Below are 16,506 nucleotides of genomic sequence, written 5' to 3' on the forward strand. Positions count from 1 at the left end.
TAAATTGCGAAGCATGACAACCCCCACTGGCACCGTCGAGCTGACGGAGATTGTGTTCCCCACCCTGGCCAACCACTACGGCACGCTGTTTGGCGGCAACGCCCTGCAACTCATGGCCAAGGCGGCGTTTCTGGCCGCACGCGGTGCCGCAGCGCGCGACGTGGTGATGGCGGGCGTGACCGATGTGTGCTTTCTGGCCCCGGTGCCCGTGGGCCATGTGCTCACGCTGCGCGCCTGGGTCACCCGCGTCGGCCGCAGCTCGCTCACCGTGTGCGTGACCGGTCTGGCCGCCACGCTGGGCTCGCCCCAGGACGAAGTGCTGAAGGGGATTTTTGAAATGGTGGCGGTGGATGGCAAAGGCCGCCCCGCTGCCATCACCAACACATATGTAAACCAGGAGACCGCATGACTACCACCGTTGAAACCCCGGGCTTCAAGCCCAAGAAGTCCGTCGCGCTCTCGGGCGTGGCGGCGGGCAACACCGCCCTGTGCACCGTAGGCCGCACGGGCAACGACCTGCACTACCGGGGCTACGACATCCTCGACATTGCGGAGGTCTGCGAATTCGAAGAAATCGCCCACCTGCTGGTACACGGCAAGCTGCCCACGCGCGCCGAACTGCGCGCCTACAAGGCCAAGCTCAAGGCCCTGCGCGGCCTGCCGATGAGTGTGAAGCAGGCGCTGGAGCAACTGCCCGCCGCCAGCCACCCCATGGACGTGATGCGCACGGGCGTCTCGGCCCTGGGCTGTGCGCTGCCTGAAAAGGACGACCACAACCTGCCGGGTGCTCGCGACATTGCCGACCGGCTCATGGCATCACTGGGCTCCATGCTGCTCTATTGGCACCACTGGGCCAGTTCGGGCCGTCGCATCGAGGTGGAGACGGATGACGACTCGATCGGTGCGCACTTCTTGCACCTGCTGCACGGCTCCAAACCCGGCGCTGCCTGGGAGCGTGCCATGCACACTTCGCTCAATCTCTATGCAGAACACGAGTTCAACGCCAGCACCTTCACCGCCCGCGTGGTGGCGGGCACGGGCAGCGACATGTATTCGGCCATCACCGGCGCCATCGGCGCGCTGCGGGGCCCCAAGCATGGCGGCGCGAACGAGGTGGCTTTCGAGATCCAGAAACGCTACGACAGCCCGGACGAAGCCGAGGCCGACATCCGCCGCCGCGTGGAGGCCAAGGAGGTGGTCATTGGCTTCGGCCACCCGGTCTACACCGTGAGCGACCCGCGCAATGTGGTCATCAAAGGCGTGGCGCACAACTTGTCGCAAGAGGCTGGCAGCACCAAGATGTATGACATTGCCGAGCGGCTGGAGACCGTGATGTGGGAGGTGAAAAAGATGTTCCCCAACCTCGACTGGTTCAGCGCCGTGAGCTACCACATGATGGGTGTGCCCACCGCCATGTTCACGCCGCTGTTCGTCATCGCACGCACCAGCGGCTGGGCAGCGCACATCATCGAGCAGCGGCAGGACAACAAGATCATCCGGCCGAGTGCGAACTACACCGGGCCCGAAGACCTGGCGTTCGTACCAATCCAGGACCGCAAGTAAAACCAAACGGCCGAAGCCCCCTGCCCCACGCTCATGAACACTCTGTATCGCAAGAAGCTGCCCGGCACGCAGCTCGACTACTTTGATGCCCGCGAGGCTGTCGAATCTCTGCAACCGGGCGCCTGGGCCACCCTGCCCTACACCGCCCGGGTCCACGCCGAAAACATCGTGCGCCGCGCCGATCCGGCCACCATCAACGACTGCCTGCGCCAGCTCGTCGAGCGGCGCAGCGACCGCGACTTCCCCTGGTACCCGGCACGCGTGGTGTGCCACGACATCCTGGGCCAGACGGCGCTGGTGGATCTGGCGGGCCTGCGCGATGCGATTGCCAAGGAGGGCGGCGACCCGGCCCAGGTGAACCCTGTGGTGCCAGTGCAGCTCATCGTGGACCACTCGCTGGCCGTGGAGTGTGGCGGGTTCGACCCCGACGCTTTCACCAAGAACCGCGCCATCGAAGACCGCCGCAACGAAGACCGCTTCCACTTCATCGAGTGGACCAAAAAAGCCTTTGCCAATGTGGATGTGATCCCGGCGGGGAACGGGATCATGCACCAGATCAATCTGGAAAAAATGTCGCCCGTGGTCCATGCCGACCGGGGCGTGGCCTACCCCGACACCTGCGTGGGCACCGACAGCCACACACCGCATGTGGACGCCCTGGGCGTGATCGCCATTGGCGTGGGCGGCCTGGAGGCCGAGAACGTGATGTTGGGGCGTGCATCGATGATGCGGCTGCCCGAGATGGTGGGCGTGGAGCTGACCGGCCAGCGCCAGGACGGCATTACCGCCACCGACGTGGTGCTGGCGCTCACCGAGTTTTTGCGCAAGGCCAAGGTGGTGGGCGCCTACCTGGAGTTTTTTGGCGAAGGCGCCGCCAAACTCACGATTGGCGACCGCGCCACCATCTCGAACATGGCGCCCGAATACGGCGCCACGGCGGCCCTGTTCAGCATCGACGAACAGACGTTGGAGTATCTGACGCTGACGGGCCGCGAGGCGGAGCAAGTGAAGCTGGTCGCGACCTATGCCAAGGCAGCGGGATTGTGGTCCGACACCCTCAAAGATGCGGTCTACGCGCGCAACCTGGTGTTCGACCTGTCGAGCGTGGTGCGCAACCTGGCCGGCCCCTCCAACCCGCATGCGCGCGTGGCCACGTCCGACCTGGCGACCCAAGGCATCGCAGGCCCCTGGGCCATGCCCGCACCACAGGACGGCACGATGCCCGATGGCGCCGTGGTCATTGCCGCCATCACCAGCTGCACTAACACCTCCAACCCGCGCAACGTGATCGCCGCCGCGCTGCTGGCGCGCAACGCCAACCGGCTGGGCCTCACGCGCAAGCCCTGGGTCAAGACCTCGCTGGCGCCCGGCTCCAAGGCGGTGGAGCTCTATTTGAAGGAATCGGGTTTGCTGGCCGACCTGGAAAAGCTCGGCTTTGGCATCGTGGCCTTTGCCTGCACCACCTGCAATGGCATGAGTGGCGCGCTGGACCCTGCCATTCAGCAGGAGATCATTGACCGCGACCTGTACGCCACCGCCGTGCTCTCGGGCAACCGCAATTTCGACGGGCGCATCCACCCCTATGCCAAGCAGGCCTTCCTGGCCTCGCCCCCGCTGGTCGTGGCCTATGCGATTGCGGGCACGGTGCGTTTTGACATCGAAAAGGACGTGCTGGCGGTGGTGGACGGCCAGGCGATTCGCCTCAAGGACCTGTGGCCCAGTGACGAAGAAATCGACGCCGTGGTGAAAACTGCCGTGAAGCCCGCGCAATACCGCGCCGTGTACGAACCCATGTTCGCCATCCGACACGACGATGGCCAGCGCGTGTCGCCGCAGTACGAGTGGCGCCCGCAGTCCACCTACATCCGCCGCCCGCCCTACTGGGACACCGAGGGCATCGGTGCACTCGCCGCCCACCCGCGCACGTTGAAAGGCATGCGTCCGCTGGCCATCCTGCCCGACAACATCACCACCGACCACCTGTCGCCATCGAACGCCATCCTGCCGGACAGCGCAGCGGGCGAATACCTGGCCCACATGGGCGTGCCCGAGGAGGACTTCAACTCCTACGCCACGCACCGGGGTGACCACCTCACCGCCATGCGCGCCACGTTTGCCAACCCGCAGCTCGTCAACGAGATGGCCGTGGTGGATGGCAAAGTGAAAAAGGGATCGCTCGCCCGCGTGGAGCCCGAAGGCCGGGTCATGCGCATGTGGGAGGCCATGGAAACCTATCTGAACCGCCGCCAGCCGCTCATCATCATTGCCGGTGCCGACTACGGCCAGGGGTCCAGCCGCGACTGGGCCGCCAAGGGCGTCCGGCTGGCGGGTGTGGAGGTGGTGGTGGCCGAGGGCTTCGAGCGCATCCACCGCACCAACCTGATTGGCATGGGGGTGTTGCCGCTGGAGTTTGAGGCGGGGGTCAATCGGATCACGCTGGGGTTGGATGGGACGGAGACCTACGACGTGGAAGGCCACCGCGCGCCAGGCGCCTGCCTCACGCTGGTCATCCGCCGTCAAAATGGGGGATGCGCCAAAGTACCTGTGACTTGCCGCCTGGATACGGCCGAAGAGGTTTCCATCTACGAAGCCGGTGGCGTCCTGCAGCGCTTTGCGCAGGACTTCCTGGCCGTCAGCCATGCGGAGCGAGGCACAGGCCATGAAAGGCCCCCGATTGATCTTCGTGGCCAAGCCACCGCCTGAAGTGGCCGCAGCGATGTGGAGGACCGTTGCACGCAATGGGCTGGACAGCAGCACCCTGTCCCCCCAGGACAACTGGCACCAGACCCTGTCAGACCGCTATGGGGACACCCCGGAGGTGCGCCAGAAAATGCTGCGCGCGGGCGCATGCGTGAGGGCGCAGGCCTGCACATTGGTGCTCAACCGGATCCGCGACGGGGTGCACAAAGAACAGGGCAAAAACACAATCCACTGGTCCTTTAGGGCTCGTGGAAGGCCGCACTGCTTCGATGCTTTGCTTGTTGCCGTCCGACAAGCGTTGTACGAAGAAGGACTGGCAACAGAAACGGGCCACACACCACACAGCACGATCAGCTACTGGGCGCCAACCCGCCTGGGCCCCACCCGGATGGACCCGATTGCCTGGACCCTCGATGAACTTCTGCTGGTCGTGGGCGGCAACGGCAAAAGCTACAGCTACGAAACCATTGGCCGCTGGCCATTGCAGCCCGTACCGCCAGATCCCTCCAACACACAACTGCGGCTGTTTTGAACCGCCGTCACCCACCATCCGGCTGCACCGGCCTGCTCCTTCTTGCCCCCAATGCTTCCATCTCCTCAAATTCGAGTCCCGGCCACCTACCTGCGTGGCGGCACCAGCAAAGGCGTGTTCTTCCAACTGCAGGACCTGCCCGCCCCCGCCCAACAACCCGGCCCCGCCCGCGACGCCTTGCTGCTGCGCGTGCTGGGCAGCCCGGACCCGTATGGCAAGCAGATCGACGGAATGGGCAATGCCTCGTCGAGCACCAGCAAGGCCGTGATCCTGAGCCGCAGCACACGCCCAGGCCATGACGTGGACTACCTTTTCGGCCAGGTGTCCATCGACAAGCCCTTCGTGGACTGGAGCGGCAATTGCGGCAACCTCTCGGCCGCCGTGGGGCCGTGCGCCATCCACATGGGGCTGATCGATGCCGCACGCATTCCGCTGAATGGCAACCTCACCGTGCGGATTTGGCAGGCCAACATTGGCAAGACCATCGTGGCGCACGTGCCGATCACCCACGGGCAGGTGCAGGAGACGGGCGACTTTGAGCTGGACGGCGTGACCTTTGCAGCCGCCGAGGTGGCGCTGGAGTTCCTGGACCCGGCCGACGAAGGAGACGCGGGCGGATCGATGTTCCCGACCGGCAACGTGGTGGATACGCTGGAGGTTCCCGGCGTAGGCAGTTTTGCCGCCACGCTGATCAATGCGGGCATCCCCACCATCTTCCTGAATGCCCGGGACATCGGCTGCGCAGGCACCGAACTGCAAGGCGACCTCAACGAGGACCAGGTGGCGCTTGCACGCTTTGAAGCCATCCGCGCCCACGGAGCCCTGCGCATGGGCCTGATCCAGAACCTGGGCGAAGCCGCCACCCGCCAGCACACCCCCAAGATCGCCTTTGTGGCACCCCCGGCTGGCTACACCGCCTCCAGCGGCAAACGCATCGAGGCGCAAGACATCGACCTGCTGGTGCGCGCGCTCTCCATGGGCAAGCTGCACCACGCGATGATGGGCACGGCAGCCGTGGCCATTGGCACTGCCGCTGCCATACCAGGCACGCTGGTCAACCTGGCGGCGGGCGGTGGCGTGCGAAGCAGCGTGCGATTCGGCCACCCCTCGGGCACCCTGCGCGTGGGTGCCGAGGCCCGGCAGAACGACGCCGGCGATTGGCAAGTCACCAAAGCCCTCATGAGCCGCAGCGCCCGCATCCTCATGGAAGGCTGGATCAGGGTGCCATCCCCCTGAGCGGCTGCGCCAGTTTCAGCAACACGAGCCACACCCGCTCAGTGCATCAAACCACAAGGAAACGCCATGCAAACCACCAGACAACAACTCAAAGCCCTGGCCCACGCCCGCCGGGGCGTCATCGTGCCCGGCGCCTTCAACGCCCTCTCGGCCCGCGTGGTGGCCGACCTGGGGTTTGAAGCCCTCTACATCACCGGCGCAGGTGTCACCAACATGTGGTTCGGCCTGCCAGACCAGGCCTTCATGGGCCTGACCGACATTGCTGACCACACAGCCCGCATCCGCGACGCCGTGGAGCTGCCGCTCATCGTGGATGCCGACACCGGCTTTGGCAACGCCCTCAATACCTACCACGCCGTGCGCACGCTGGAGCGCGCCGGGGCCGACTGCATCCAGCTCGAAGACCAGGTCAGCCCCAAGCGCTGCGGGCACTTCAATGGCAAGGAAGTGATCAGCACCAACGAGATGCTGGGCAAGATCAAGGCCGCCGTGGATGCGCGCCGCGACCCGGACACTCTCATCCTGGCGCGCACGGATGCCTGCGCCACGCAGGGTTTCGAGGCCGCCGTGGAGCGCGCCCAGCGCTTTCAGGAAGCGGGCGCCGACATCCTGTTTGTCGAGGCCGTCACCTCGCTGCAAGAGATCCGCGCCCTGCCCAAGCGGCTGGCGGCGCCGCAACTGATGAATATGGTGATCGGCGGCAAGACGCCCATCACCAGTGCCGAAGAACTGGCGGGGCTGGGCTATGGCCTGGTGCTGTACGCCAACGCGGCGCTGCAGGGCGCGGTGGCCGGCATGCAAAAGGCACTGACCGTGCTGCGCGACACCCAACGCATCGATGAGGACCCGGCCCTGGTGGCGCCGTTCGCGGAGCGCCAGCGGCTGGTGCGCAAGAGCGCCTGGGACGGGCTGGAAGAAAAATACAGATAAAAAGTGCCACTAGCGCATTAACTGCAAGCGCCAATAGCTATCAATTACATAGCAATCAGCATATCTCTCCGGGATAGCCCTTGGATTGCGGCCTGCATCCGTGCCGCACAAGAACGGAGCACACGGCACAATGGGTCTTCCCAGCACCTTGTGCGCGCTACCCCCCATGCAAAGCATTCCTTCCCAGAACGTGGTGGACCTGCTGCTCGACGCGGTCTGCGTCGTCCATGTGGACAGCACCATTGAGTTTGTGAGCCCGGCGTTCGAGCGCATCTTTGGCTACGCCCCCCAGGAAGTCATCGGCAAGCGCATGCTCGACATGGTGCACCCCGAAGATCTGGCGATCACCCAGCGCCAGGCACAGCGCGTGATGGAAGGCCACCTGCAGCTGCAGTTTGAAAACCGCTATGTGCGCAAGGACGGCTCCATCGCCCACATTCGCTGGACAGCGCGCTGGCTGCCCGACAAGCAGCTGCGGCTGGCCGTGGCGCACGACATCACCGAGCGCAAGTTCACCGAGTCCATGCAGGCGGTGATCTATGCGATTTCCGAGGCTGCCCACACCACCCAGAATCTTCAGGCACTGTTCCAGCACATCCACCAGATCATCGGACGGCTTTTGCCTGCCACCGACTTCGCGGTCGCGCTCTACGACGCCTGCAGTGATTCGTTGAGTTTTCCGTACCACGTCAACGAACCGGGGCCCGCCCCCACGCCGACGACCCTGGTGCAGGATGCGCTGTGTGCCGAGGTGATCCGCAGCGGCCGCACCCTGCTGCTGACCCCCGACAACCCACCGCCCTCCGACAACACCGGAACCCTGGAGGCGCTGCTCCATCAGCAGCTGCCACACGAACGCGCGCCGCTGTACTGGCTGGGCGTGCCGTTGCAAACGCAGAAAGGTGCCATTGGTGCGCTGGTGCTCCAAAGCTACAACGAGCAGGGCCGCTACACCGAAAAAGACAAGGAACTGCTGCAGTTTGTCTCCACCCAGGTCGCAGCCGCCATCGAGCGCAAGCAGATGCACGAGCGCCTGGAGCACATGGCGCAGTACGACCAGCTCACGCACCTGCCCAACCGCCAGCTGTTTCTGGACCGCCTCAAGACGGCGCTGGCCCGCGCGCGGCGCGATCAAAGCCTGTTGTCACTGCTCTTCCTCGACCTGGACAGATTCAAGCAAGTCAACGACACGCTGGGCCATGCCATGGGCGACCTGCTGCTGCAGCGTGTGGCCCAGCGGCTGCTGGAATGCGTGCGTGGCTCCGACACCGTCGCCCGCCTGGGCGGCGACGAATTTGTGGTGCTGCTCGAAAGCGGCCATGCCCGTGAGCACGCTGCGGCCGCCGCCGAGAAGATCCTGGCGGCCTTTGGCCAGCCCTTTGACCTGGAAGGCATCCACCTGACCATCCAGCCCAGCATCGGCGTGTCCATCTACCCTGAGCATGGGGGCGAGGAACACCACCTGCTGGGGCATGCGGACGAGGCGATGTACCTGTCCAAGAAAAACGGTGGCAACCAGGTGCGGGTGGCTTCGCCCCAGGGCGGACTGCCACCATGACGCAACCCGCAGCCCCAGCCAATCACACCTCCCCCCCACAAACGCCCCCGCAAAGCACCACACCACGCGGGCACGGGCTGCGCATGCTGGCCACCAGCCTGGGCGTCATGGCGCTGGCCTTGCCGTTGGCGTTCATGGTGACGGTGCTGCTGCACCCTTTCTGGTCCTGGCTGGAAACCACGACGGGCCTGGAGAGCATGGGCCGCCATGGCCCGGCCAGCTGGTGTTATGGGACCATCTGGGGGTTGATCGTGCTGGCTGTGTTCCTGCCCGTTGGCCTGCGCAGGGCGCGCACCCTGTTCGCTCCCGCAAAAAACTACCCTGGCAAGCGCCTTTCCTGACCCCTCAGTGCTCCATCCCATTCCATCCATGTCCTCCTCGTTCTCCAGCACCATGTTCTACAACGCACTCCAGCTCGCCCATGTCCTGTCCGTCATCGTGTGGATCGGCGGCATGGTGTTTGCCCATTTCTTCCTGCGCCCTGCTGCGCAGTCGCTGGAGCCACCGCTGCGTGTGCGGCTCATGCACGATGTGTTGCAGCGTTTTCTGGCTGCGGTGAGTGTGGCGGTGGTGGTGGTACTGGGCAGCGGGCTGTGGATGATCGGCCGCGTGGCCAAACAGGCCGTGCAGGCAGGGGGCAGCTTTGCCATGCCGCTGGACTGGACCATCATGGCCACGCTGGGTCTGGCCATGATGGCCATCTTCGGCCACATCCGGTTTGCACTGTTCAAGCGCCTGCAGCGGGCGGTGGCTGCGTCGGACTGGCCCGCCGGGGGCGAGGCCCTGGGCAGCATCCGCAGCTGGGTGGGTGTGAACCTGGCGCTGGGCGTGGTGATTGTGGTCGTCACCGTGCTGCTGTAGCGCGGCGCCACGCCGAATCGGCCGACGGCAGGGCGTTGTAGCCCCCTGCCTGTGCCGCGTCAATGCACGATGGCCAACTTGCCAAAATGCCGCCCGCCCGCGCTGAGTTCGGCATACGCGGCCTGCGTTTCATCGATGCCGAACACGCGGTCGATGGCGGGCACGATGCGGTGCGCCGCAATGGCCTGCGTGGCTTGCGCAAGGTCGGCCACCGACCCCGTGTTGTTGCCCACGATGCGCAAGGCTTTCACGATGACCGGCAGCATGTCGATGGAAGCCACCGATCCCGTGACGAAGCCCACCGTGAACACCGTGCCGCCGAACGCAGCCGCCTGCAGCGAGCGTGCCAGGGTAGCGGCGCCCACGGTTTCCACCACCAGGTCGGTACCGCGCCCCTTGGTGAGCCGCAGCACCTCCTCGTCCCAAGCGGGGGTGGCGCGGTAGTTGATCAGGTGGTCCGCGCCAAGCTGGCGCGCACGCTCCAGCTTGTCGTCGGACGATGAAGCCAGAATCACCGTGGCACCGCTCGCCTTGGCAAACTGCAGCGCAAAAATGCTAACGCCGCCTGTGCCCAGCAGCACCACGACGGACCCTGGACGCACCGATGCCGACCGCACCGCATTCCAGGCGGTGGTGGCCGCAATCGGCAGCGCCGCACCGTGCACAAAATCCAGGTGCGGCGGCAAGGCCACCAGGCTGGCAGCCGGCACGGCCACGTATTCGGCCAGCGAACCCGGCAGGGTCACGCCCCGCAACGCCGCCACATGGCCAGGGGTGATGGCGCCAGCCAGCCAACCCGGCATGAAATGCGGAATCACCCGGTCGCCCACAGCGACGCCCTCCACCCCCTCGCCCAGGGCAGCCACCTCGCCCGCGCCGTCGGCCACCGGCACCATCGGAAAGCCCGCCACCGGGAACCCCCCCGTAGCGATGGCCACATCCAGGTAGTTGAGAGAGGCAGCCCGCAGCCGCACCACCACCTCGCCCCTGGCGGGCTCGGGGTCTGGGAGCTGAGTGGTTCGGAACGCGGTGAGCGAAGGCGCGGTGAGTTCAACGGCTTTCATGGGAGGCAGGTCCTTGTGATGTGGGAAAGAAAAAAAACGAAAACGGATGGGGTGCCGCCCCGCCGGGGCAACACCTGCCGCGCCAGTGTGATTCACCATCATTGACAGATAAACTTCGATTCACTGCAATCATTTAAAATCAGGAGTTGCAAATGGACATGCTGGACAGCATGAAGGTCTATGTGCTGACCGTGGAACAAGGCAGCCTCAGTGCCGCCGCCGTGGCCACCGGCATCTCGGCCACCATGGCGGGCAACCACCTGCGCACGCTGGAGAAGCGGCTGGGCACGCAGCTGCTGCACCGCACCACCCGGCGCCAGCACCTCACGGCCTTTGGCGAGGATTACTACGCGCGCTGCAAGGAAATCCTGCGCCTGGTGGCCGAGACCGATGCCCTGGCGCAGAACCAGCAGTTGGCCCCGGCAGGCAAGCTGCGCATCAGCGCACCGGTCACCTTTGGTGCCGAGGCGCTGATGCCCGCCCTGTCCACCTACCTTGACCGCTACCCCGACGTCAGCGTGGACATCGCGCTGAATGACCGCGTCGTGGACCTGCTGGAAGAAGGCTTTGAAGCCGCGATCCGCATCGGCCACCTGCCGGACTCCGCACTGATCGCCAGGCCCCTGGCGCCTTACCGGCTGATGGTCTGCGCATCTCCCGCCTACCTCGCGCGGCTTGGCACCCCCCAAAGGCCGGGCGACCTCACCGGCCACGAATGCCTGTCGTTCAGCCCTTCCGCCCTGATGCAATGGAGCCTCACAGGCGACGATGGTGTGTGCCGCGTGCCCGTGTCGGGGCGGCTGCAGGTCAACAACGGGCAGGCGCTGCGGGTGGCGGCGCTGCACGGCCTGGGCATCGTCCTGCAGCCGGCCATCCTGCTCGAAGCCGATGTGCGCGCGGGCCGCCTGGTGCAGCTGTTTGCAAGCTATGAACTCCCGAGCCGCCCCATGAGCGTGGTGTACCCGCCAGACCGTTACCGCTCGCCCAAGCTGCGCAGCTTCGTGGATTTTTTGCTGGAACAGTTTTCGTAGCACGCGGCTGCAGCGCGCATAAAAATGCGCTCGCTGCTGGTGGTCCCGCGGTTCACCTACAGAAGTCGCGGACAAGCCCTCTGCTGACAGCACCCCAGCGCGCAGAGCCTCTACCATCGGGCACAGAGGAGCCTTGCTACGTGTTCAAGTATTTCGAAAGCCGCCTTCCCCCCTATCCCCCCGCCGAACCCCATTTGCCCCCGAAGGACTTCATGGCCTTTGTGTGGGATGGCACGCGTGGCCTGCGCGGCTACGTGGTGGCCATGGCCGGTCTGTCTGCGGCCATCGCCTTCTACGAAGCGTTGCTGTTTGCCGTGCTGGGCTACGTGGTGGACTGGATATCCAACACGGCCCCGGGCGCACTGTGGGCCGAGCGCAAAGGTGCGCTGATCGGCATCGCCGCGCTGCTGCTGGCTTCGGTGGCACTGGTGGCGGTGCAGACCAGCATCAAGCACCAGGTGCTGGCCATCAACTTCCCGCTGCGCCTGCGCTGGAACTTTCACCGGTTGATGCTGGGCCAGAGCATGGCCTTTTATGCCGACGAGTTTGCAGGCCGCATCACCACCAAGGTCATGCAGACCGCGCTGGCCGTGCGCGACATGATCTTCACGACGACCGACGTGGTGATTGGCATGGGCATTTACATCGCCACCATCCTGGTGCTGCTCGCGGGGTTCGATGCGCGGTTGATCGTGCCGTTTGCGGTATGGATCGTCGCCTACGGCCTGGCCTGCTGGTACTTTGTGCCGCGCCTGGGCAAGGTGGGCAAGGCGCAGGCCGATGCGCGCTCGGTGATGACCGGGCGCATCACCGACGCCTACACCAACATAGCCACCGTCAAGCTGTTCTCGCACACCCGGCGCGAATCTGAATTTGCCCGTGCCGCCATGGATGCGTTCAAGCTCACCGGCTACGCGCAGATGCGGCTGGTGAGCCGGTTCGAGATCGTGAACCACATCCTGGTGGTGGCGATGATTCTGGGCGCCTGCGGGACCGCGCTGTGGTTGTGGTCGGCGGGCGAAGTGGGCGCCGGGGCCGTGGCCGCCGTCACCGCCATGACGCTGCGCGTGTCGGGCCACGCCCACTGGGTGATGTGGGAGATGACCACCCTGTTCGAGAGCGTGGGCACCATCCAGGACGGCATCAACACGCTGACCAAGCCCCACACCGTGGTCGATGCGCCCGGCGCGGCGCCTCTCAGCGTGACCCAGGGCGAGGTGCGTTTTGACAACATGAGCTTTGCCTACGGCAGCGGCCCCGGTGCCCGCCCGGTCATCGACCGGCTCAACCTGACCATTCGTCCGGGCGAGAAGATCGGGCTCATCGGCCGCTCGGGCGCAGGCAAGTCCACCCTGGTCAACCTGCTGCTGCGTTTTCACGACGTGCAGTCGGGCCGCATCCTTATCGATGGGCAGGACATCGCCCAGGTCACGCAGGACAGCCTGCGCCGCAACATCGGCATGGTCACGCAAGACACCTCGCTCTTGCACCGCTCCATGCGCGACAACATCCTGTACGGCCGCCCCGACGCGAGCGAAGCCGACCTGCACCAGGCCGCCGAGCGCGCGGAAGCGGCGGACTTCATCACCACGCTGACGGATCTGCAGGGCCGCGCAGGCTACGAGGCGCATGTCGGTGAGCGCGGCGTGAAACTCTCGGGGGGCCAGCGCCAGCGCGTGGCCATTGCGCGCGTGATGCTCAAGGACGCGCCCATCCTGCTGCTGGACGAGGCCACCAGCGCGCTCGACTCCGAGGTGGAAGCCGCCATCCAGCAAAGCCTGGACGGCCTCATGCAAGGCAAGACCGTGATCGCGATTGCCCACCGCCTGTCCACGATTGCCGCCATGGACCGCCTCATCGTGATGGACGCGGGCCGCATCGTCGAAGAAGGCACCCATGCGCAACTGCTGGCGCAGGGTGGCGTGTACGCACGGCTGTGGGGTCACCAGAGCGGCGGCTTCCTGGGCGAATCGGAAGAGGATTGACCTGACAGGGACCGGCACCAAGCCGCCTGGGCGACAGGCTGTCGCGCAAGCGGCTGTGCAGCCGACGCGTTGCCCCTACGGTGGCGGTTTTCAACACCTGATGGAAAGGCTTCGATGATCAAAGTCACCGCCCTGTACCGCTGGCGCGAAGGCGCCACCTTCAACCATGACTACTACCACGGCGAACACATGCGCATCGCCCGTTCGGCCCTGCAGCCACTGGGCCTGGTGCGGCTGGAGAGCGACCGCGTGCTCTACCCCGGCGAGCCCCGCCCCGGCCAGGTGGTGGCGCTGACCAATGCTTTTTTCAGCGACCTGAAGCAGGCACAAATCGCAGCCAAACAGACGGCGGCGGCGCTGATGGCCGACATTCCCAACTACACCAACATCGAGCCCGAGTCGTACTTTGCGCAGATGCTGGCACATGAGGTCACTGCCTGAGCGCACGGGCTAGCGCCTGAATTGCAATTCAGCGCTCGCGCACGGCCTTGAACAACAGGCCCAGGCTCACGGCCATGCCCAGCATGGGTACCCCGGCCAGAAGTGCCACCACGGCGCGTGTGACGGGTGACCAGTCGAAATCCCGCGCCGTGCGCCACGCACCATAGGCTGCCACACACCCCAGGATGAGCATTCCCATGCGGAAGCTCGCGCCAGGCTTGAAGAACGCAATCAGCAGCACCGCGTTGGCCACGCCAATGGCCAGGGCCACATGGCCCAGATGCAGGGAGAAGGCGGACCGCGCACCACGGCTGTGCTCCCCCTCCTCGTCATCGTCCACCCCGCTGCGTGAGCGGCTGGGCGCCGGAACCTGGGACGGCTGGACACGCGCGGGCGCTGGCGCGGCTGTGTCGGCCCTACCCCACTCCGATGCGGACAGTCCGGCCGCCACCACACCGGCCGCCGCGGCAGGGGCGGACACCGACCGCGCCTCTGCGCTGGGGGCCAGCCCCCGCTCCTGCAGCACGGCACGCAGACGGCCTGGCGCGCGCAGGGTCGTGACCAATGCACGCACGGGGCCCTGCTCGGCCGGAGAGACTCGCAAGTTTTCGACCCTCAGGGTGCTGCCGCGCACATGGGCCAGCATGAAAAGCGCCTTGCCCACCAGGGCGTCCTTGGGTCCACCCCTACCCTCCTCGACGAAGAGGGCCAGGTTGTAGGTCGCGTCGGCATGGCCCGCCTCGGCCGCCTGGGCATACCACGCGCGGGCCTGGGCCAGGTTCACGGGTCCCCCGTCGCGGCCATGTTGGTCTGATGTGCCCAGGCTGAACGCCGCATGGGGGTCGCCTTCGCGCGCGAACCAGCCCACCAGGTCGCGCGTGACCGAGCCGGTCCACACGACGGGTGCAGAGGAAGACGAGGACGAAGGTGCAGGGGCCATGGGTGCCAGGCTGAGGCCGCCCGGTGAGTCGGACTCTTCCTGGCGTTGCTGCATCTTTTGCGCCTGCTGCCGCTGCGCTTGCGCCGCAGCATTCCATTTGGCGGCCTCTTCCTTGTCCACGGGGCCGCCCCAGCCACGCTCGTGCATCAACGCCAGCAAGCGCTTGGCGGGTTCGTAGTCCCAGTCGGCGGCCCGGTGGCACCAGTAGCGGGCGCTCTCGTAATTGGGCTGTTCCCAGCCGATCACCGTCTCCAGCGCATGCTGAAACGCCGCCACCTCATGGCCCTGCGCAGCCACTGCCATCACGGTGTCGGCGGCTTCGATGCGTTTGCGCGTGAAGAGCGCCATTTGCTCGGCATGCACAAAGGCATCGTCCACGGCCTTGCGCTCATCGTCCACGATCTTGAGCAGCTGCTCACCCGACGCAGAGTTCAGGCGCGCGGACAGCGTCTGCACACGCGCTTTCGCCTCCGCCGGAAAGCGTTCGTAAAAGCCCTTGGCATCCAGTTGGGTCTGGGCATCGTGCGCACCCATTGTCTGCAGCACGGCTGCCAGGTCGAAGTGCCGACGCTGGCCCATCGTGCCAAAGCGCAACGCGCGGCCCATGGCGTAGAGGGCGTGTTTGTTACCGAGCGCCGCCCAGCGCCGGTACTCGGCCCAGGCCGTGGCGTCGTCACCCGCCTTGCGGGCGCTGACCGCATGCCGCACCTGCAGATCCGGCTCTTCGGGCACATCGCCGTTGGCCAGGTAGTGCAGGCCGTTCTGGGGGTCATACAGGTTCAGGCCCAGCCTATGGGCCTGCTCGCAGGCATGGTCAAACGGCGGGCCCCAGTCCGACATGCGGGTGTTCAGACCAAAGCCAAACGTGGGCTCGGTGTCTTCTGGGCCGCCCAGCCAGATGTCCCAGGCCTCGGGGAACCGATCTTCCACCACCCGGGCCCACGCCACGAACTTGGGGTTCAGCGGGCCCCTGGGGCCATCAGCCGCGCGCTCGAACTGTGCTTCGGCCTCCGCCTTGGTAGTGGGCCAGGGCCAATCGGCAGGTTTTTCCCAGAGCTGCAGCGTGTAACTCATTCCATCCCCTCCCGGCGCGGCGTTACTACTTGGTGTGGTTCGCGGATTTTAGGGGGCCCTTTATCCTTGCCACGGCAGCCAGGTGTTGATGCAGCGTGCCCTGCAACGTGGCGGCGGTCTGCTAATTTTTGGTGAAAATAGGCCCTACCGCTTGTTCACATTGCGTTTATAGCTATAAATTTAATAGCAAACAACTTTCAAACCACCTACCCATGTCCACTACCACACCCATTCCGCTCGACATGCCCACCCCCACGGGCGACCAGCTCAAGGCAGCGCGCATTGCCGCAGGGCTCAGCCAGGCGCAGGCGGCGGAGCTGATGGGTTACCCGCTGCAGACGGGCAGCCGAGGCGGTGTGCAGTCGCGCACCTGGCAGGCGCTGGAGAGCACCAGCGACGAGCGCAACATGCAAGGGCCGGTGTTTGCGATGTTTCTGCTGCTCACGGGCCAGCATCCTGCGTTTTGCCTGACCGAAAGATCCGGAGCGAACGGTGGTGCGCACGCCCCCGTGGGCGCCTGAACCCAGCCGGGCGCATGCAGAAGGCGCCCTGCGCGACCCAGAACCCTAGCGGGAGACTGGGGCTCCGGGT

15 protein-coding genes are annotated in these 16,506 nt (G+C 65.7%); 13 read left to right on the forward strand and 2 right to left on the reverse strand.

The features are described 5' to 3' along the window. Positions 1–13 precede the first annotated feature (13 nt). The 9 genes from ARADN35_RS0103345 to ARADN35_RS0103385 all read left to right on the forward strand — a co-directional run bounded on the left by ARADN35_RS0103345 (position 14) and on the right by ARADN35_RS0103385 (position 9,380). Positions 14–409 carry an acyl-CoA thioesterase gene (locus tag ARADN35_RS0103345; RefSeq protein ID WP_010458949.1) on the forward strand — a complete coding sequence of 132 codons (396 nt, stop codon included), beginning with the start codon at positions 14–16 and terminating at the stop codon, positions 407–409. Further along, positions 406–1,563 carry a bifunctional 2-methylcitrate synthase/citrate synthase gene (gene prpC / locus ARADN35_RS0103350; RefSeq protein ID WP_010458951.1) on the forward strand — a complete coding sequence of 386 codons (1,158 nt, stop codon included), beginning with the start codon at positions 406–408 and terminating at the stop codon, positions 1,561–1,563. Before ARADN35_RS0103345 ends, prpC begins: the two co-directional genes overlap by 4 nt. Positions 1,564–1,596: 33 nt before the next feature. Next, positions 1,597–4,266 carry a Fe/S-dependent 2-methylisocitrate dehydratase AcnD gene (acnD, locus tag ARADN35_RS25775; protein ID WP_010458953.1) on the forward strand — a complete coding sequence of 890 codons (2,670 nt, stop codon included), beginning with the start codon at positions 1,597–1,599 and terminating at the stop codon, positions 4,264–4,266. Continuing rightward, the gene (locus ARADN35_RS27150; protein WP_010458955.1) at positions 4,238–4,795 is read left to right on the forward strand and encodes a hypothetical protein; all 558 of its coding nucleotides are present in this window, start codon (positions 4,238–4,240) and stop codon (positions 4,793–4,795) included. The genes acnD and ARADN35_RS27150 overlap by 29 nt, the downstream gene beginning before the upstream one ends. A 51-nt stretch (positions 4,796–4,846) precedes the next feature. Then, positions 4,847–6,031 carry a 2-methylaconitate cis-trans isomerase PrpF gene (gene prpF, locus ARADN35_RS0103365; protein WP_010458957.1) on the forward strand — a complete coding sequence of 395 codons (1,185 nt, stop codon included), beginning with the start codon at positions 4,847–4,849 and terminating at the stop codon, positions 6,029–6,031. A gap of 66 nt (positions 6,032–6,097) precedes the next feature. After that, the gene (locus ARADN35_RS0103370) at positions 6,098–6,961 is read left to right on the forward strand and encodes an isocitrate lyase/PEP mutase family protein (RefSeq protein ID WP_010458959.1); all 864 of its coding nucleotides are present in this window, start codon (positions 6,098–6,100) and stop codon (positions 6,959–6,961) included. A gap of 166 nt (positions 6,962–7,127) precedes the next feature. After that, positions 7,128–8,519, forward strand: a complete 1,392-nt coding sequence (locus ARADN35_RS0103375) for a sensor domain-containing protein (RefSeq protein WP_010458961.1) — start codon at positions 7,128–7,130, stop codon at positions 8,517–8,519. After that, positions 8,516–8,860 carry a hypothetical protein gene (locus ARADN35_RS0103380; protein WP_139019161.1) on the forward strand — a complete coding sequence of 115 codons (345 nt, stop codon included), beginning with the start codon at positions 8,516–8,518 and terminating at the stop codon, positions 8,858–8,860. Before ARADN35_RS0103375 ends, ARADN35_RS0103380 begins: the two co-directional genes overlap by 4 nt. A gap of 52 nt (positions 8,861–8,912) precedes the next feature. Then, on the forward strand, positions 8,913–9,380 hold the full coding sequence (locus ARADN35_RS0103385; RefSeq protein WP_010458966.1) for a CopD family protein: 468 nt from the start codon (positions 8,913–8,915) through the stop codon (positions 9,378–9,380). Positions 9,381–9,439: 59 nt separating this feature from the next. On the opposite strand, the gene ARADN35_RS0103390 is transcribed toward ARADN35_RS0103385, so the two are convergent. Further along, positions 9,440–10,444, reverse strand: a complete 1,005-nt coding sequence (locus ARADN35_RS0103390) for a zinc-dependent alcohol dehydrogenase family protein (RefSeq protein ID WP_010458968.1) — start codon at positions 10,442–10,444, stop codon at positions 9,440–9,442. A 152-nt stretch (positions 10,445–10,596) separates the two neighbouring features. Here ARADN35_RS0103390 and ARADN35_RS0103395 point away from each other — a divergent pair, with 152 nt between their 5' ends. The 3 genes from ARADN35_RS0103395 to ARADN35_RS0103405 all read left to right on the forward strand — a co-directional run bounded on the left by ARADN35_RS0103395 (position 10,597) and on the right by ARADN35_RS0103405 (position 13,901). Next, a complete protein-coding gene (locus ARADN35_RS0103395; protein WP_010458970.1) occupies positions 10,597–11,475 on the forward strand; it encodes a LysR family transcriptional regulator in 879 nt (292 codons plus the stop codon). A gap of 140 nt (positions 11,476–11,615) precedes the next feature. Next, entirely contained in the window at positions 11,616–13,460 is a 1,845-nt protein-coding gene (locus tag ARADN35_RS0103400; RefSeq protein WP_010458972.1) for an ABC transporter ATP-binding protein, read from the forward strand. A gap of 114 nt (positions 13,461–13,574) precedes the next feature. Continuing rightward, the gene (locus ARADN35_RS0103405; protein WP_010458973.1) at positions 13,575–13,901 is read left to right on the forward strand and encodes an EthD family reductase; all 327 of its coding nucleotides are present in this window, start codon (positions 13,575–13,577) and stop codon (positions 13,899–13,901) included. Positions 13,902–13,929: 28 nt separating this feature from the next. Here ARADN35_RS0103405 and ARADN35_RS0103410 read toward each other — a convergent pair whose 3' ends face one another. Continuing rightward, positions 13,930–15,915, reverse strand: a complete 1,986-nt coding sequence (locus ARADN35_RS0103410; protein WP_010458975.1) for a tetratricopeptide repeat protein — start codon at positions 15,913–15,915, stop codon at positions 13,930–13,932. A 212-nt stretch (positions 15,916–16,127) separates the two neighbouring features. On the opposite strand from ARADN35_RS0103410, the gene ARADN35_RS0103415 reads away from it, so the two are divergent. Further along, on the forward strand, positions 16,128–16,436 hold the full coding sequence (locus ARADN35_RS0103415; protein WP_010458977.1) for a helix-turn-helix domain-containing protein: 309 nt from the start codon (positions 16,128–16,130) through the stop codon (positions 16,434–16,436). Positions 16,437–16,506 lie beyond the last annotated feature (70 nt).

It is taken from the genome of Acidovorax radicis N35, from assembly GCF_000204195.1.
Taxonomy (GTDB): Bacteria; Pseudomonadota; Gammaproteobacteria; order Burkholderiales; family Burkholderiaceae_C; genus Acidovorax; species Acidovorax radicis.

Excerpts from the sequence above, each read along its gene's own strand:
- ARADN35_RS0103345 (WP_010458949.1), top strand. The coding sequence starts at position 14 with ATGACAACCCCCACTGGCACCGTCGAGCTGACGGAGATTGTGTTCCCC.
- prpC (WP_010458951.1), top strand. The coding sequence starts at position 406 with ATGACTACCACCGTTGAAACCCCGGGCTTCAAGCCCAAGAAGTCCGTC.
- acnD (WP_010458953.1), top strand. The coding sequence starts at position 1,597 with ATGAACACTCTGTATCGCAAGAAGCTGCCCGGCACGCAGCTCGACTAC.
- prpF (WP_010458957.1), top strand. The coding sequence starts at position 4,847 with ATGCTTCCATCTCCTCAAATTCGAGTCCCGGCCACCTACCTGCGTGGC.
- ARADN35_RS0103370 (WP_010458959.1), top strand. The coding sequence starts at position 6,098 with ATGCAAACCACCAGACAACAACTCAAAGCCCTGGCCCACGCCCGCCGG.
- ARADN35_RS0103375 (WP_010458961.1), top strand. The coding sequence starts at position 7,128 with ATGCAAAGCATTCCTTCCCAGAACGTGGTGGACCTGCTGCTCGACGCG.
- ARADN35_RS0103380 (WP_139019161.1), top strand. The coding sequence starts at position 8,516 with ATGACGCAACCCGCAGCCCCAGCCAATCACACCTCCCCCCCACAAACG.
- ARADN35_RS0103385 (WP_010458966.1), top strand. The coding sequence starts at position 8,913 with ATGTTCTACAACGCACTCCAGCTCGCCCATGTCCTGTCCGTCATCGTG.
- ARADN35_RS0103390 (WP_010458968.1), bottom strand. The coding sequence starts at position 10,444 with ATGAAAGCCGTTGAACTCACCGCGCCTTCGCTCACCGCGTTCCGAACC.
- ARADN35_RS0103395 (WP_010458970.1), top strand. The coding sequence starts at position 10,597 with ATGGACATGCTGGACAGCATGAAGGTCTATGTGCTGACCGTGGAACAA.
- ARADN35_RS0103405 (WP_010458973.1), top strand. The coding sequence starts at position 13,575 with ATGATCAAAGTCACCGCCCTGTACCGCTGGCGCGAAGGCGCCACCTTC.
- ARADN35_RS0103410 (WP_010458975.1), bottom strand. The coding sequence starts at position 15,915 with ATGAGTTACACGCTGCAGCTCTGGGAAAAACCTGCCGATTGGCCCTGG.
- ARADN35_RS0103415 (WP_010458977.1), top strand. The coding sequence starts at position 16,128 with ATGTCCACTACCACACCCATTCCGCTCGACATGCCCACCCCCACGGGC.